Source organism: Leuconostoc sp. UCMA20149 (genome assembly GCF_030400235.1).
In the GTDB taxonomy this organism is placed as follows: domain Bacteria; phylum Bacillota; class Bacilli; order Lactobacillales; family Lactobacillaceae; genus Leuconostoc; species Leuconostoc pseudomesenteroides.
Genome location: NZ_VJYC01000013.1, coordinates 23,079 through 38,068, shown reverse-complemented (window position 1 = coordinate 38,068; position 14,990 = coordinate 23,079). Strand labels below are relative to the sequence as shown.

Below are 14,990 nucleotides of genomic sequence, written 5' to 3'. Positions count from 1 at the left end.
CCCTGTTACTCCTTCTCTTTCAATACAATCGCTACTTGACTGCTTTTGACAACCAACTGATTAGCACCAACAGTTTGACTCGTAATGTATCCAGACCCTTTCCAAGTCAACGTGAAGCCAATTTGCTTCGCAAATGATTGTGCATCAGTTAAACTCCAGCCTGTCATATCAGGCATATTCGTAGTACCTTGTGCTTTCAATATCACTAATTGATTGGTTAATGCTTTTTGTTCCGGCAACAGCGATTGTGATTTAATTTTTCCAGTTGTGCCCACGACAGCCACTCGGAAACCTGCTTTAGTTAATGTTGTTTTGGCAGCAGTAATTGATTGCCCGACAACATTAGGCACCGTCTGTTTCGTTGTCTTAGATTTTACAGCACTGCTGCTATTATTCAAAGCTTGTAGCATTAATGGTCTAAATACTTTGTTCATTGTGGTTTGAATTGTTTCATCTGGAAAAACTTTTGGTTGTTTAACAGCCATGTAAAAAATATACTTTGGATTTTTTTCTGGTGCTAATACAACGACTGAGTGAATCGCATTTTTCAGACCATCTAGGTATTGACCCTTTTCTGCTACTTGGGCAGTTCCAGTTTTAGCAGCAATTTGATATCCAGCATCTCGCAAATCAAATTCCTTAGCAGTTCCAGTAGATTGATTCACAACATCAATCATATATTCACGAACTTTTTCGGCCGTACTGGCTTTAATTGGGTGAGCAACCGTTGTCGTTTTCCCTTCTTTGACAATTGCACCGGTCGAAGAATTAACTACTTTATCGACAAAATAGGGTTTAACTTCTTTACCATTATTAGCGATTGCTGAATAGGCTTGAATCAGTTGCAACGGCGTCACATTAATGGCTTGACCATAAGCCGTATTGGCCTGTTCAATTGGATAATTAAACGAAATAGACCCAGCTTCTTCCGCATTGAGACCTGATTTAGTAGACTGTAAAAAACGGAATCGCGTCAAATACTTACGCCATGTTGTTGCCCCTAGCTTTTGTTCGGTGCGTGCAAAGGCTACGTTCGATGAACGCCAAAATCCTTCACGATATGTCAACACACCGGCATCTTGACCAAAAGCATCAACGACTTTTTTGCCATCAATTAAAAATGTGCCCGATTGATAGGTGTCATTAGGTCGCCACTCTCCTGTATCAATAGCCGCTGCCAACGTTATGCCTTTCATAGTTGATCCAGGCTCAAAGGCACCTTGATCAAGTAGATTTTGCCAAGTCGCCGGATTTGAGGATTTGTCGTTAGCATTAAAGTTTGGTCTTTGTGTCGCCGCAACAATTCGTCCTGTTTTTGCTTCCATCAATACTGCAACTGCTGTTTTTGCCCCCGTATCTTTAAACAATGTATCCATACGCGTTTCTAGAGTGTTTTGCAAACTATCATCTAAAGTGAGGTACACGTCATCCCCATTTTTCACTGTTCGGCTACTTTTGTTATTCTCTTTTTGACCTTCGTAGCTTTTAATGCCATTTTTACCAGTTAGTATAGAATTTTCGGCCGCTTCAATTCCCATTGTCCCAATCATTGTAGATTGACCGCTAACATTTTCACTATACTTAATGTTTCCAATCAGATGAGATGCCATTTGATCATTGGGGTAAACGCGTGCCGCTTGTGATGTGAATTTTATGCCAGGAAGCTTCATGGCCACTATTTTCTTATGCTGCGCAATTGTCAGACTTTTGCCAGCTGATCCAAACTCTACTTGAAATTGCTTAGCAGTTAATCGTTTGTAGATTACTTTTTCTTTTAAGCTAATAACCGTGCTTAATTTTTGAGCTGTTTCACTCGCATCCGTCACATAATCTGGTTTGCCATTAGCGTCTTTTTGATTTTTGTCCAAGATTGCGTACATATTGTAAACAGTTGTGTTCTCGGCTAAAACTTGTCCATTGACATCAAAAATTTTACCACGATTGGCAATAATGTTTTGTTTTCCCATAAACGCTTCTCGTGTCGCTTTTGTTAGGTTATGCCCATCAACGGCTTTGTTCCCAGCAATAACAAAAAGACGAATACCAAGCATTAAAATCACAACTGTTGTGCCACACAGCAACAACCCGCCAAATATTTTGGCATTCTTTGTGATTCTTTTGTTAGGTATCCGTCTCACTTTATTTTTCATAATTATTGATTAACATTGCGCACACTATCATCTGAAAGTGTCATGCCGTATTTTTTTGCAACCTTATCTAGATTTGACTTACTAGTAACATCCTGAATCTTAGTTTGTAAAGCATCATTATTTTGTTTCGTATTGCTTATTTTCGTTTCAATAGCCGTAGTACTGTTAGTCGCTTTGGTAATTTGCATACTCGTAAAGACAGCACCAACCATCAACGATAAGACAACTGCAGCCACAAAAATAACTAAACCACGCTCTTTTTTAGTCCAAGCTGCTGCTTTGTATTTAATTACTTTGCGTTGGCGATGGCGTGGTTGCGTAAGCGGTGCTTGTTGTGCAGCAGCTGATGAATATTCGTATGCATTTTGTGCCATAGCTTTTCTCCAAAAATCTGATGATGTAACAATTAGTTTTAAAACTTAAATTAAGTTATTTGCGTCGAATACCGCGTAGTTTAGCTGATTCCGAGCGATGATTGGTACTCATTTCGGTAACGCTTGGTAAGATCGGTTTCTTGGTAAGCGCATCATACTCAGCTTCAAATTGTCCCGGTAGTACAGGCAAACCAACAGGTAACTCAGGTGTGCTAGTTTTCTCACGAAACATTTGCTTTACAAGACGATCTTCTAATGACTGAAATGTAATCACACTAATGCGACCATTATGATCAATTAAATCGAGTGCCTGCGTTAAAGAATCTTCCAGAGCACCTAATTCATCATTAACCGCAATTCTTAATGCTTGAAACGTTCTTTTAGCTGGATGTCCACCTTTGCGGCGAGCTGGTGCTGGAATTGCTTCTTTAATGATGTCAACCAACTCAAAGGTTGTATTAATAGGACCATTTTCTCTATGCTGTTCTATTTTGCGGGCAATTTGTTTTGGAAATCGATCTTCGCCATAACGACTTAAAACTCGAAGAAGTTCATTAAACGACCATTCATTGACAATTGTTTTAGCAGTCAAAGTTTGTCTTTGATCCATTCTCATGTCCAACTCAGCATCGTAATTGTAACTAAACCCACGTTGTCCATCATCAAACTGAACTGAACTAACACCCAGATCATAAACAATGCCATCGACATTCTGAACATTCTGTGCTGCTAGCGCCGCAGTTAACGTCCTAAAGTTTTGATGAATCAAAACGAGTTTGCCAGTCGCGATGTCATCTACGTAGCGGTTCATATTGTATTGAATCGCTGTATCATCCTGATCAAAGCTATACAGCTTGCCAGTTGTTAATTGCTTTAGAATTTCACCCGTGTGTCCACCACCACCAAGCGTTGCGTCCACATAAATACCGTCAGGCTTGATATCTAATAATTCAATGGCCTCATGCAATAGCACCGTAACGTGTTCAAATGTCATTTCAGCTCACTTTCCTTCTGGCAACCATACTTGGTTACATTAAAAATCAAAATCAACTAATCCCTCAGCAATATCATCAAAGTTTTCAGCTGTTTCAGCTGTGTACGCAGCCCAAGTGTCAGCACTCCAAATTTCAAAAGAATCACCAACGCCAGTCACAATAACATCTTTTTCTAATGATGCGTACTCTCGTAAGTTACTTGGTACAATAATTCGACCTTGCTTATCAAACTCAGCTTCTAATGCACCGGCCATGACAAAACGTCTAAACGAGCGCGCGTCTTTTTTACCAGTTGGTAATTGATTCAACTGGTTTTCTAACTTTTCCCAAACAGATAGCGGCATCGCCCGTAACGATTTTTCCATCCATTTAGTGACGATAAATTTTTCACCAAGTTGATTACGGAATTTTGCCGGAATAATTAGGCGTCCTTTCGTATCGAGCGTATGTGAATATTCGCCCATAAACATAGGACCACCTCCATTAAAATTCTATACTACTAATTTACCACATTCCACCACTTCTCTCCACCTTATTTTTAATTTTGTCATCAATCGGTAAAGTTTAACGCAAAAAAAGCAGTACTATCAATGATAGTACTGCTTTTATAAAAGTGGGGGTCAGTGGTTAATAAAACCCCAAATCATGACAACTATTATGACTACAATGCCAAAAAGGCCACTCCATTGCCAATAAAGATGCCAAAAATGGCGCCAACCCCATTCTTTTTGTAATAAGAACCAAGCCAAAATGGCGCCAAAAGCAAACCACAAAAGCAAGAGCCACTCGATATAGCTAACCCCAAATAAATATCCCATCGTATAGTGCGCAACTATCCAGACAGGTAGCGTAACAACGTCTAAAACATGCAATCGCAGTTTTTTCATTGCTGTCCACTGATTAGCACCTATTAATATTAAACAAAAAAGTAAGCCACCTAATGGCCAATACCACCATTGCATTTTTAATTACCTCGTGTTCTAACTCTAACGAATTTTATAAAAAATTTCAATTCTTTTGTGACTTATGATACACTAAATAAGAATAAATTAGAGGTGAAATCAATGGCAGATGACCAACATAAACGACCAGTAAACGCAAAATTACAGGCAGAAATCGACGCACAACTCAATCAGCATCGCGTCCCTAAAATCGAAAAAAAATCACGTACGCGCATTGAAAAAATGATTTTGGTTATGTCGTGGTTAATGGTCATTTTAATGGTAGGATCGGTTGTTTACGCAGCTGTTAGCGCATTAGGTTGGATGTAAAAAACATGAGTGATTTCTCACTCATGTTTTTTTACTCTACCGAAATTAAAAATGGATACAACGGCTGTCCACCATCGTGAATTTCAACTTCTAGATCTTCATCAATAGCAGAAACGCTTTTTGCTAATTTATTAGCCGCTTTTTCTTTTGTGTCTGCACCAAAAATAATCGTAACAATTTCCGAGTCATCATCCAACATTTTTTCGACTGATTGTTCCGCTGCATCTTCAACGGAGTCTGCCACAACTTGAATGTCACCATCAATGATTCCCATCCAATCGCCATTGTGAATTTCAACACCGTTCAGTGTCGTATCACGCACTGCCTGTGTGACTTGAGCTGATTTAACATCATCAATCATGTCCGACATAGCATTGGCATTTTCGGATGCTTCAGCATCCGGATTGTACCCCATCATTGCTGTCAAACCTTGCTGAACAGTACGCGTTTTAACAACCTGTACCGGCACATCAGCCAGGTCAATTGCTTGTTCGGCTGCCATAAAAATATTACTATTATTCGGCAAAACCACTGCTTGATTAGCACCACTTGCTTTAATTGCATCAACAATGTCTGCTGTTGAAGGATTCATAGTCTGCCCACCAGAAATCACCGTATGAACGCCTAGACTCTTAAACAACTTGGCCACACCATCACCAGCAGCGATGGCAATAACGGCAGTTTCAGGGACAGGCATCGTCATTTCAGAAATTTTAGCAGCCTGTGCCTCGTCCTCACGTTGGGCGTCAATAACAGCTTGTTGCTGATCGCGCATGTTATCAACTTTCACTTTGACTAATGACCCAAAGTGCGTACCCCAGCTAATAACCTCACCTGGATTTTCTGTATGAACATGCACTTTCACAATTTCATCATCATTAATAACTAACAATGAGTCACCCAGTTGCGCTAAATGCTTATAAAATTCATCATAATCAAATTCATGATCATAAGTCGTTCCCTTGCCAATTTGGACCATGACTTCTGTACAGTAACCATACTTGATATCTGCAGGGTCAAGATTGGTATTGGCTTGAGCACCGGCGTGTAGTTCTTTGACCATTTGATCAAGTTCCGCATTATCCGGCGCTTTCATATCGTCTTCATTAAAATCGCCACTTAGCACTTGATAGAATGCCTGCAAAACAAACACGAGTCCTTGCCCACCAGAATCAACAACACCAACTTCTTTTAACACCGGTAATAAATCAGGTGTGCTATTTAAAGCTTTCTGAGCTGCGTCTTCAACGGCAGCCATCAACTCAACAACATCATCAGTTTGGTTTGCTACCTTATTTGCTTTTGAAGCCGCTTCCCGAATAACTGTCAGAATTGTGCCTTCTGTTGGCTTCATGACAGACTTATAGGCAATCTGTGCACCAGCCATCAAAGCATCGGCTAAATCACGTGCTGAAAGTGTCTCTTTGTCCGCCATACTATTGGCAAAACCACGAAAAATTTGAGACAAGATAACACCTGAGTTACCTCTAGCGCCCATTAGCAGCCCTTTTGACGTTGCCTTAGCGAGTGCACCAATATTGGTATCCAACGCGTCTCTCTCATATTGGGCACCACTTGCCATCGACAAGCTCATATTTGTACCAGTGTCGCCATCGGGTACTGGAAATACATTTAATTTATTGATTTTATCCGCATTTGCGGCAAGTGCTGCTGACGCAGCATTTATCATTTTACCAAATTCTACATTGGTAATAACTGTGAGTGAATTGACTGACATGACCTCTCCTAGTCACTGACGCGGACACCTTGAACTATCACATTAACTTCAGTGACATGGATGCCCAATAATGCGTCGAGATTATATTTGACTTTACCTTGAACCGACTTTGATATTTCTGATAGTTTAGTGCCATATTGAGCAACTAAATAAACATCAACACCGACACCACTATTTTCTTGATGCACAACGACACCCTTACCATAATTTTCACGGTTCAATATTTGATTAACACCATCTCGAAAAGTAGCCTTGGAAGCCATGCCGACAACCCCAGGATTTTCAATTGCAGAACCACCCACAATCGTCGCAATGACATCATTTTCTAGCGTAATATCGCCGTTTTTAGTTTTCATTTTAATTGCCATAGTTGATTCCATGCGTCTTTGTAATACGACTTTTACTTTTGTCGTTTACAATAACACACTTTTCCTCCTTACCAAAGGTTCGTTAAATACTATTTTACCATAGAAAATTGATATTACGCCTATACGGCTTCTAAATAACCATAGCCGACTTAATTAGCACTTAACTGCGAACAAAAAAACCACCATGCGGTGGTCTCACGATATTGGCGAACCAACAAAACGTGTTTTAAACGCGTTCGATTGAACCGTTCTTTAATCCGGCCTTCAAAGTACGCGCCGTCAAGTAAACCTTCTTTGGTGCGGCACCGTTGATTTTTACCGTAACTTTTTGCAAGTTTGGCTTCCAGCTGCGACGGCTTGAGTTCAACGCGTGTGAACGTTGGTTACCGAAGCGTGTGCGTGCACCAGTAATAGCATCTTTTGCCATGTTCGACCCTCCTTTTCGAGCCATTTATTTTTTAAGCTCTTTCTACAACAATATTAAATTTTACCAGAATTTTAACCTTTTGACAAGTTAATTCGTGTATTTTGACAAAATATCTGCCAACTGTTGTTTATTATGAAAACCTGTTAGGCGTTCCACGACTTCACCATCTTTTTTAACAAGAAGTGTTGGAATTGCCCTAATGCCGAATTCAGCGGGTGTTTGAGGATTCTGATCCACATCCATCTTGACGAATTCCACATCGTCAACTTCATCTGACAATGCTTCTAGCACTGGTGATTGCATGCGACATGGGCCACACCAAGTCGCCCAAAAATCTGTAATACTAACACCTTCATTCGTTGCTGCTTCAAAAGTTGCATCTTCTACTGTCTTTACTGCCATGTTAACTCCTATCTATGGATTGCGTCACCATGATAATACCCGTATCAAAACTGACGTGAACCCTATCATTTAAGAATTCATTTGATGACCACATTTTATACTTATTTTCTGTTAGTGTCAACGGATATTTTGCGTCAATAATTTTAAAATTTTTGACGTCATTAATTGGCATGAAACCTAGATAATGACTGTTTTTATGCTTTAAAACACTATGTTGACCTGCTTTGAAAAAAGTCACACTGTTGGTTTGATCAATGATTTCAAGTTTTTCAACAACATCATCAAACTTTGGGTCAGCCATTAGCCATAAATTGCTTAATAAATGATCCAATCTACCACCTGTGGCGCCAAAAACTTTAATACAAGACACCGATTGTTTTTGTGCAAACATAATCGCCAGCTCTGTATCTGTTTCATCTTTTTCAGCACGAACATGGACAATATTTTCAGCGGTAATATGTTCTTGCAGCGCCTCAAATTCAGCTGATGTCAAAGAATCAAAATCACCAACTGCTAACATCATTGCTACACGATGTTGATAAAGGTACCAAGCCCCACGATCAGCGCCAATCCATACACCAGGCTCATTGAATAAATTTTTTGGCCACAAATCGACTGGTCCGCCTGCTAAAATATTAATTTGCATTATTTAGTCAGTTCTTTCAAAATGGCAATTTTTGCAGCGGGATCAACTTTATCATACACATACGATCCAGCAACAAAAACATTAGCCCCCGCTTCATAGGCCGCAGCAATCGTTTCATTATTCACGCCACCATCAATTTCAATATCAAAGTCAAGACCACGAGCATCACGAAAAACTTTTAATTGCGCAATTTTTTCAATTGTAGATGGCAAAAACTTTTGACCACCAAATCCTGGATTAACAGTCATGACTAATACTTGGTCGACCATATCAAGAACTGATTCAATCGCTGACACAGGTGTCCCAGGGTTAATAACAACTTCAGCTTTGACACCTTTGTTTTTGATCATTTGTAAAGCACGATGAATATGTGGTGTAGCTTCAACATGAACACCGATGATGTCGGCACCCGCATCAGCAAAATCATCAACAAAGCGTTCTGGATTAACAATCATCAAATGGACGTCTAACACCAAGTCTGTTTCCGGACGTAATTGTTTAACCCAGTTTGGACCGTAAGAAATAGCTGGCACAAAACTACCATCCATAACATCAATGTGTAAGTATTCTGCGCCTGCTGCTTCAACGAGTTTAACGTCGCGCTCTAAATTAGTATAATCGGCACTCAAAATAGATGGTGAAATAATTCCTGACATGTTCATATCCCCTTTTAGTTATCTGTTTTATATTTTGGTTTTTGCGCTTTTATCAGTTGGTAAAACGCTTTATAACTATTATACCTTGACTGAGAAATTGTGCCAACTGTCACAGCTTCTTTTACTGCACAAGCTGGTTCATTTAGATGTAAACAACCACGAAAGCGACAATTCGAACGAACCGCCACAAATTCCGGAAAAAAATCGTCTAAAGTCTCAGCGGAAAAATCGAAGACTTCGTACGACGAAAATCCTGGTGTATCAGCGATCAAGGCGTCACCAACCCGAATGAGAGTGACTTGACGTGTTGTATGTTTACCACGGCTTAGTGCTTTTGAGACCTCTCCTGTTTCAAGACCAAGGTTTGGAGATAAATGATTCAACAACGTTGATTTACCTGCACCAGTTTGACCCATGAAAACTGAAACGTTGTCTTGCAACTCAGCTTTCAATTGGTCAAACGCATTGGGTGCTGTCGATTCAATCACTGGATAGCCAATTTGACGATAGTCTTGAACAACTTGTTTCATCATTTGACGCTCTTTAGATGAAAGTAAATCGAATTTCGAAAAATAAATTAGTGGATCCACACCGGCAGCTTCCAAGGCGACTAATTGTCTATCAAGCAAGTTAGCTGTAAAATTTGGTTCTTTTACTGCTGTGACAATCACAGCAATATCAATATTAGCAACCGGCGGACGGACGAGAACGTTTCGCCGATCATGAATAGCCCAAATCAAACCTTCGTCGCGATCACTTTCAAAATCAACAAAATCACCAACCAATGGCTTTTGCTTTGAGTTGCGAAATTCACCACGGGCACGCGTTCGTTGAATTTCTTCGGTACCATCTAATTGTATATCATAGTAGCCGCTCAAAGAGCGTATAATGCGTCCTGTTTTCATAACATAATCATAACAAAAAAAGTCGATATAATCGACTTTTACTCAATAAATTATTTAAGAATTACCCGAACCACTAGAAGATGAGGATTTACTACTCTCATCACTCGAGTTATCACTAGAAGAGGAGCTCGAACTGGATGAGCTACTGCTTGAACTAGATTGTTCTGGCCCTTGTGAGATGGTCACTAATAGTGTATTATCCCTTGTAATTTTTGAACCACCACGTATTGACTGGCTAATAACATGGTCTTTTTTAACGGAATTTGAATAGGTAGTATTAACATTTACCGTAATCCCGTTTTGTGCTGCCCAATTTTGCACGTCATCTTGTGTACTTGACTTGGTGAAATCAGGTACCGTAATCTTTTCAGGCCCAGTTGAGACGGTAAATTTAACTGTCGTTTCAGTTGGATCAACTTTGTCATTGGCAGAAACTGACTGTGCAATAATTGATCCAGAAGCAATAGTATCTGAGGCTTGAGATGTCTTTTGTACTTCGTAGCCTTGTGTCCGCAGCTGGGTGGCTGTCATATCATAATCAGAACCGACATAATCACCAAAACGGACTTTTGCACGACCAGAGGAAACTATCAAATTAACAGTATCCCCTTTTTTGGCATCAGCACCATCAGTTGGTGTTGAACGGACGACATTACCTTTTTTGATTGACTTGGAAGTCGTGGATGTCACCGTGCCAACATTTAAGCCAGCCTTTTTAATCTTACTTTCTGCCTGACTTTGAGTTAAATCCACCACATCAGGCACGGTCGTTTTATTGGCTTGAATTTGTAAAACAACCAAAAAACTAATTACAGCAACCAACACAATTGCAAGTAACGCCACAATTTTACCCGTTTTGCTTTCGCGGTACTTAATACCCTCGCCTCGTAATACTGATCTTACGTAGGCAGGTGTACGGTCTACAACTTTAGCAATTTCTTTGACATTATAACCTTTTTTAGCATATTCAATAATACGATCTTTAATAGAGGGTTCTTCTGGGGCCTCATCTGGTAGTACATTTACTGATGAGACACCGGTTTTCAGTTGATCCTGGATTTGAGCCATTGGAATAATTCTAGTTTCATCGTCAGCATCTGTCATTGGCGCAAAACGTGACTCATGCGTCCTCCTTGGCGATAACGATGTTTTAATATCTTCTGCCATAGCTGCTGCATTAAGATAGCGATCTTGCGGCTTTTTCGCTGTTGCTTTCAAAATAACGTTTTCTAAAGCCTGCGGAATCCGTGGGTCAAAATCACGAACAGATGGCATATCAGCCGCAGCATGTTTGAGCGCTACTGCTACCGGTGTGTCCCCTTCGTACGGCACATGCTGTGTCAGCATTTCGTAAAGCATAACTCCTAGCGCATAGATGTCGGACTTTGTTGAAGCCATGCCACCACGTGTCTGCTCTGGTGATAAGTAATGAACAGAGCCAATGACCGTATTTGTCTGCGTTAGATCTTGTTCTGATTTAGCAATAGCAATTCCAAAATCAGTGATTTTAACTTTATTTTGTGCATCAATCAGAATATTTTGTGGTTTGAGATCCCGATGAATAATATCTGCATCATGGGCCGCTTGGACTGCGTTCAGAACCTGCAACATAATATCAACAACTTGTTGATAGGGAATTGGAAAATGTGCTTGAATGTATGATTTTAAGTCAGTTCCTTCAACATATTCCATAACGATGTATTGAGAGCCTTCATACTCACCAACATCATAAACTTGAACAATATTGTCATTAACCAATTCGGTAGCTGCCAAAGCCTCATGTTGAAAACGTTTTGCCAAATCAGCGTCAGCTTGCATATCAAGGCGCATCGTTTTAAATGTCACGTCACGATCTAAAAACTCATCATGCGCCAAATAAACATTGGCCATGCCTCCACCACCAAGTGATTTAATAATAAGATATCGATTGTCAACTAATGTATCAGGTAACATTTTTAATCCTTTTCATGTGTAACGAGCACCGCCGTCACGTTATCTGGCGCACCATGGTTATTTGCTTGTTGAATCATATCAAACACTCTGATATCTAATGATGCCTCTAGACGCATTGTTGCTTTTATTTCATCTTGTGTTAATACTTTTGTAATACCATCTGTGGTCAAAAAGAGCATATCATCTTCAACAAACTCATGCTGAACAACTTCTAAACTTGCATGTTGATCAACGCCTAGAAAACGGGTCACGCTCCGTGCATTTGGTAAATTGCTGGCACTTTCTGCTGATAAGGCGCCGCTACGGATCATCTCATTTTTAAGTGTATGATCAAAAGATAATTGTGTGAGCTCATCTCCGTGTAGCAAAAAGGCTTTCGAATCACCTAAATTAGCAACGACAATCTGATCATCAAATAGTACAGTTAATACAAGAGTTGTTGCCATCTCTGACAACTCCTCAAATCGTTGTCCCGCTTCTAGAATCGTTTGATTTTCAATTATTGTTTGATTTTTAAGCCATTCAATTGTTGGTACAATTGTTTCAAGTTGGCTACTTTCCCATGCATGTCCAAAATGTTCTACGGTCATCGCACTGGCGACTTCACCACCCTCATTGGATGTAACGCCGTCTGCTACAATAACCATCGTTCGACCAAAACTATTGGTGAAGGCACCAACATAATCTTGATTATCCGGACGTTTTGCCCCAGGATCAGTATGATAGGCAATTGCCATAGATTATTTTTTCCTTAGTACTGCAACAAAGAAACCGTCAGTGTAATAATCATCGGGGTAAACATGTAATACTTTCTCATGTCTATCTTCTTTAAGATTTTGCGACGTTTCTGTTGGTATCAATTCAAAATTTGGATTGTCATTCAAAAAGCTTGTCACAACATCGTCATTTTCTTGACGCAAAATTGTACAAGTACTGTAAACCATAATACCATCTTTTGCAAGGTTTTTGCTAACTGAATTCAAAATTGCGAGTTGCAAGCGTGATAAACTTTCAACATCAGCTAGTGTTTTATCATATCTAATTTCAGGTTTTCGGCGTAATAAACCAAAGCCAGAACATGGTGCATCAACTAAAATCCGATCGAATTGTTGATCAATTTGTTCAGGCACTTTGCGAGCGTCAAGCACACGTGTTTTAATTTTATCGGACAAATGCATGCGCTCAGCATTATGTTGGATCAGTTTGATTTTGTGTTCATGAATATCAAGCGCTAATACTTTAGCATCATCAGCGATATATTGTGCAATTTGTGTGGTTTTACCGCCCGGTGCTGCAGCAGCATCTAAAATATTTTTGACGTTTTCTGTCAGTTGCAAACTTTCCACCGACAACATTGCACTTTCGTCTTGAATCGTCAATAGACCATCATGATAAGCCTTTGAACTTGCAACATGACCACCATTAACGACAAAAGCGTGAGCAGCAACTTTTGATGCTATTGCTGAAAAATTCTCTGCTTCCAACGCAGCCTTAACCTCATCATCACTAGCCAAAGTAGTGTTAACACGTACAGATTGTGATGGCGCATCATTAATTGTGGCAACAATTTGGCGTGTTTTAGTTTCACCATTTTGATTTATCAACGTCTCAATTAACCAGACGGGTAGGCTTGCTTCAACCGACAGGCGTGTCACTGTATCTGAAATATCAGTTGTTGATCGTAAGCCTTGACGATCAATATTATGCAATATTGCTGTGACAAATTTAGCTGTTCCAACATGTCCCATGACTTTAGCCACTTCAATTGACTCATTAAAAATAGCGTGTTGCGGAATTTTATCCAAATAGACCATTTGAAATAACGCGGTATAAAGCAACTCCGTAACCCATGAATCAATTTTTTTATTTTTGACAAAAGGAGCTAACCAATAATCGAAAGTTAAACGATGTTGAATGACACCATAAACCAATGTCGTTAGTAGTCGTGTATCTGCTTCGCCTAAATGATGTTGCTTGATAACTTGGTTCAGTTGCAAATTAGAATAAGCACCATTTTTAATTTTAGCTAACGTTTGCACCGCTAAAACCCGAGGATTATCACTGTATACTCGTTTATCACTCATGTTTTGTTACCCATTGTTCCCCTACTTCAAGATTTTTCCCGACACCATTTAAATAATCACTAATTGCCATTTTTGATTTACCTGCTGGTTGCAATTGATTAATTGTGATCACAGTACCATTTGCTGCTGCGATAGATAATGATTTTTTAGTTTTGGTTACAATAGTACCCGGTGCTTGCGTTGTTGTATCAAGTTGTGGTGTGACATCAATTAATTTCACACGTTGTGCGCCAACTTGAATGTAGGCAGGGTGCGTGGGATATAGACCACGAATATGCCAGTCGAGCTGTTGTGCCGTCTCGTTTTCAAAATGCAAGTTTTGCAAATCATGCGGAATATTGGGTGCAAAAGTCACCTCAGCTTCATCTTGCACCACTGGTTGAATGTCGCCATTAGCGATTTTCGGTAGTGTTGCCATCAATAAATCACGACCGGCTAAGCTCAACTTTTCAAACATTGTGCCCACATTGTCATTGGCAGTAATTGGCACTTTAACAACATCAATCACATCCCCAGCGTCCATTTTTTTGACCATGTACATTATGGAAACGCCAGTTTCTTGATCGCCATTCATGATTGCATAATGGACAGGCGCGCCGCCACGATATTTTGGTAATAATGAGGCATGGGTGTTCACTGCAGCAATTCGAGCGGCTGACAACATTTTTTCCGGTAAAAATTGTCCAAAAGCTGCCGTCACAATGAAATCAGGTTGCCAATCAATGACTTGCTGCATTTCTGGAGAACCGCTAATTTTTTCGGGCTGCAAAACACGGACACCCTGTGCCATCGCTGCTTCTTTAACAGGGCTGGGCGTCAATTCATGCCGCCGACCTTTTGGTCGATCTGGCTGAGTGACAACACCCTTCACTTCATATTGATTATCGGCCAATAATGCTTCCAATATTGGCACCGCAAACTTGGGAGTGCCCATAAAAACAACCGTATAGCTCATTAATTTACCTCGACTTAAAAATTAAATTGTCACCCAACAAAAATACCCGTTTAACTGCGGGTATTT

General features: G+C 40.0%; 17 protein-coding genes. 1 reads left to right on the top strand and 16 read right to left on the bottom strand.

Going from position 1 to position 14,990, the window contains the following annotated elements:
* Nucleotides 1-5 precede the first annotated feature (5 nt).
* From FF105_RS09170 to FF105_RS09150, 5 genes are all read right to left on the bottom strand, one after another.
* The gene (locus FF105_RS09170; RefSeq protein ID WP_031941280.1) at nucleotides 6-2,150 is read right to left on the bottom strand and encodes a penicillin-binding protein; all 2,145 of its coding nucleotides are present in this window, start codon (nucleotides 2,148-2,150) and stop codon (nucleotides 6-8) included.
* Nucleotides 2,151-2,152: 2 nt separating this feature from the next.
* Entirely contained in the window at nucleotides 2,153-2,524 is a 372-nt protein-coding gene (gene ftsL / locus FF105_RS09165) for a cell division protein FtsL (protein WP_010291941.1), read from the bottom strand.
* Between the two features lie 55 nt (nucleotides 2,525-2,579).
* Complete coding sequence (gene rsmH, locus FF105_RS09160; RefSeq protein WP_010291944.1) at nucleotides 2,580-3,518, bottom strand: 16S rRNA (cytosine(1402)-N(4))-methyltransferase RsmH; 939 nt, start codon at nucleotides 3,516-3,518, stop codon at nucleotides 2,580-2,582.
* A 39-nt stretch (nucleotides 3,519-3,557) separates the two neighbouring features.
* Nucleotides 3,558-3,989, bottom strand: coding sequence for a division/cell wall cluster transcriptional repressor MraZ (gene mraZ / locus FF105_RS09155; RefSeq protein WP_004914780.1), 432 nt, complete (start codon nucleotides 3,987-3,989; stop codon nucleotides 3,558-3,560).
* Nucleotides 3,990-4,139: 150 nt separating this feature from the next.
* Nucleotides 4,140-4,481, bottom strand: a complete 342-nt coding sequence (locus FF105_RS09150) for a hypothetical protein (protein ID WP_010291946.1) — start codon at nucleotides 4,479-4,481, stop codon at nucleotides 4,140-4,142.
* Nucleotides 4,482-4,583: 102 nt separating this feature from the next.
* On the opposite strand from FF105_RS09150, the gene FF105_RS09145 reads away from it, so the two are divergent.
* Nucleotides 4,584-4,790 carry a DUF4044 domain-containing protein gene (locus FF105_RS09145; RefSeq protein ID WP_010291948.1) on the top strand — a complete coding sequence of 69 codons (207 nt, stop codon included), beginning with the start codon at nucleotides 4,584-4,586 and terminating at the stop codon, nucleotides 4,788-4,790.
* Between the two features lie 31 nt (nucleotides 4,791-4,821).
* Here FF105_RS09145 and FF105_RS09140 read toward each other — a convergent pair whose 3' ends face one another.
* The 11 genes from FF105_RS09140 to fmt all read right to left on the bottom strand — a co-directional run bounded on the left by FF105_RS09140 (nucleotide 4,822) and on the right by fmt (nucleotide 14,924).
* Nucleotides 4,822-6,528 (bottom strand): DAK2 domain-containing protein, encoded by a 1,707-nt coding sequence (locus tag FF105_RS09140; RefSeq protein WP_010291949.1) that lies wholly within the window; start codon nucleotides 6,526-6,528, stop codon nucleotides 4,822-4,824.
* 8 nt (nucleotides 6,529-6,536) lie between these two features.
* Complete coding sequence (locus tag FF105_RS09135) at nucleotides 6,537-6,896, bottom strand: Asp23/Gls24 family envelope stress response protein (protein ID WP_010291951.1); 360 nt, start codon at nucleotides 6,894-6,896, stop codon at nucleotides 6,537-6,539.
* Between the two features lie 226 nt (nucleotides 6,897-7,122).
* Complete coding sequence (rpmB, locus tag FF105_RS09130; protein WP_002815208.1) at nucleotides 7,123-7,323, bottom strand: 50S ribosomal protein L28; 201 nt, start codon at nucleotides 7,321-7,323, stop codon at nucleotides 7,123-7,125.
* 87 nt (nucleotides 7,324-7,410) lie between these two features.
* Nucleotides 7,411-7,725, bottom strand: coding sequence for a thioredoxin (gene trxA, locus FF105_RS09125; RefSeq protein ID WP_010291954.1), 315 nt, complete (start codon nucleotides 7,723-7,725; stop codon nucleotides 7,411-7,413).
* Nucleotide 7,726: 1 nt separating this feature from the next.
* Entirely contained in the window at nucleotides 7,727-8,371 is a 645-nt protein-coding gene (locus FF105_RS09120) for a thiamine diphosphokinase (RefSeq protein ID WP_010291956.1), read from the bottom strand.
* The gene (gene rpe / locus FF105_RS09115) at nucleotides 8,371-9,027 is read right to left on the bottom strand and encodes a ribulose-phosphate 3-epimerase (protein WP_010291959.1); all 657 of its coding nucleotides are present in this window, start codon (nucleotides 9,025-9,027) and stop codon (nucleotides 8,371-8,373) included. Before rpe ends, FF105_RS09120 begins: the two co-directional genes overlap by 1 nt.
* Before the next feature lie 14 nt (nucleotides 9,028-9,041).
* Nucleotides 9,042-9,932, bottom strand: coding sequence for a ribosome small subunit-dependent GTPase A (gene rsgA, locus FF105_RS09110; protein ID WP_010291962.1), 891 nt, complete (start codon nucleotides 9,930-9,932; stop codon nucleotides 9,042-9,044).
* Between the two features lie 54 nt (nucleotides 9,933-9,986).
* Nucleotides 9,987-11,885: a Stk1 family PASTA domain-containing Ser/Thr kinase gene (gene pknB / locus FF105_RS09105; RefSeq protein ID WP_010291965.1), complete on the bottom strand. Its 1,899-nt coding sequence runs from the start codon at nucleotides 11,883-11,885 to the stop codon at nucleotides 9,987-9,989.
* Between the two features lie 2 nt (nucleotides 11,886-11,887).
* The gene (locus FF105_RS09100; RefSeq protein ID WP_010291966.1) at nucleotides 11,888-12,622 is read right to left on the bottom strand and encodes a protein phosphatase 2C domain-containing protein; all 735 of its coding nucleotides are present in this window, start codon (nucleotides 12,620-12,622) and stop codon (nucleotides 11,888-11,890) included.
* Nucleotides 12,623-12,625: 3 nt separating this feature from the next.
* The gene (gene rsmB, locus FF105_RS09095; RefSeq protein WP_147651893.1) at nucleotides 12,626-13,969 is read right to left on the bottom strand and encodes a 16S rRNA (cytosine(967)-C(5))-methyltransferase RsmB; all 1,344 of its coding nucleotides are present in this window, start codon (nucleotides 13,967-13,969) and stop codon (nucleotides 12,626-12,628) included.
* Nucleotides 13,962-14,924, bottom strand: coding sequence for a methionyl-tRNA formyltransferase (fmt, locus tag FF105_RS09090; RefSeq protein ID WP_010291970.1), 963 nt, complete (start codon nucleotides 14,922-14,924; stop codon nucleotides 13,962-13,964). The genes rsmB and fmt overlap by 8 nt, the downstream gene beginning before the upstream one ends.
* Nucleotides 14,925-14,990 lie beyond the last annotated feature (66 nt).

Bases quoted from the DNA above. Each gene is read 5' to 3' on its own strand.
- FF105_RS09120 (WP_010291956.1), bottom strand. From the start codon at position 8,371: ATGCAAATTAATATTTTAGCAGGCGGACCAGTCGATTTGTGGCCAAAA.
- rpe (WP_010291959.1), bottom strand. From the start codon at position 9,027: ATGTCAGGAATTATTTCACCATCTATTTTGAGTGCCGATTATACTAAT.
- rsmB (WP_147651893.1), bottom strand. From the start codon at position 13,969: ATGAGTGATAAACGAGTATACAGTGATAATCCTCGGGTTTTAGCGGTG.
- FF105_RS09100 (WP_010291966.1), bottom strand. From the start codon at position 12,622: ATGGCAATTGCCTATCATACTGATCCTGGGGCAAAACGTCCGGATAAT.
- ftsL (WP_010291941.1), bottom strand. From the start codon at position 2,524: ATGGCACAAAATGCATACGAATATTCATCAGCTGCTGCACAACAAGCA.
- rpmB (WP_002815208.1), bottom strand. From the start codon at position 7,323: ATGGCAAAAGATGCTATTACTGGTGCACGCACACGCTTCGGTAACCAA.
- rsmH (WP_010291944.1), bottom strand. From the start codon at position 3,518: ATGACATTTGAACACGTTACGGTGCTATTGCATGAGGCCATTGAATTA.
- FF105_RS09135 (WP_010291951.1), bottom strand. From the start codon at position 6,896: ATGGCAATTAAAATGAAAACTAAAAACGGCGATATTACGCTAGAAAAT.
- FF105_RS09150 (WP_010291946.1), bottom strand. From the start codon at position 4,481: ATGCAATGGTGGTATTGGCCATTAGGTGGCTTACTTTTTTGTTTAATA.
- pknB (WP_010291965.1), bottom strand. From the start codon at position 11,885: ATGTTACCTGATACATTAGTTGACAATCGATATCTTATTATTAAATCA.
- rsgA (WP_010291962.1), bottom strand. From the start codon at position 9,932: ATGAAAACAGGACGCATTATACGCTCTTTGAGCGGCTACTATGATATA.
- fmt (WP_010291970.1), bottom strand. From the start codon at position 14,924: ATGAGCTATACGGTTGTTTTTATGGGCACTCCCAAGTTTGCGGTGCCA.
- FF105_RS09140 (WP_010291949.1), bottom strand. From the start codon at position 6,528: ATGTCAGTCAATTCACTCACAGTTATTACCAATGTAGAATTTGGTAAA.
- mraZ (WP_004914780.1), bottom strand. From the start codon at position 3,989: ATGTTTATGGGCGAATATTCACATACGCTCGATACGAAAGGACGCCTA.
- FF105_RS09145 (WP_010291948.1), top strand. From the start codon at position 4,584: ATGGCAGATGACCAACATAAACGACCAGTAAACGCAAAATTACAGGCA.
- FF105_RS09170 (WP_031941280.1), bottom strand. From the start codon at position 2,150: ATGAAAAATAAAGTGAGACGGATACCTAACAAAAGAATCACAAAGAAT.
- trxA (WP_010291954.1), bottom strand. From the start codon at position 7,725: ATGGCAGTAAAGACAGTAGAAGATGCAACTTTTGAAGCAGCAACGAAT.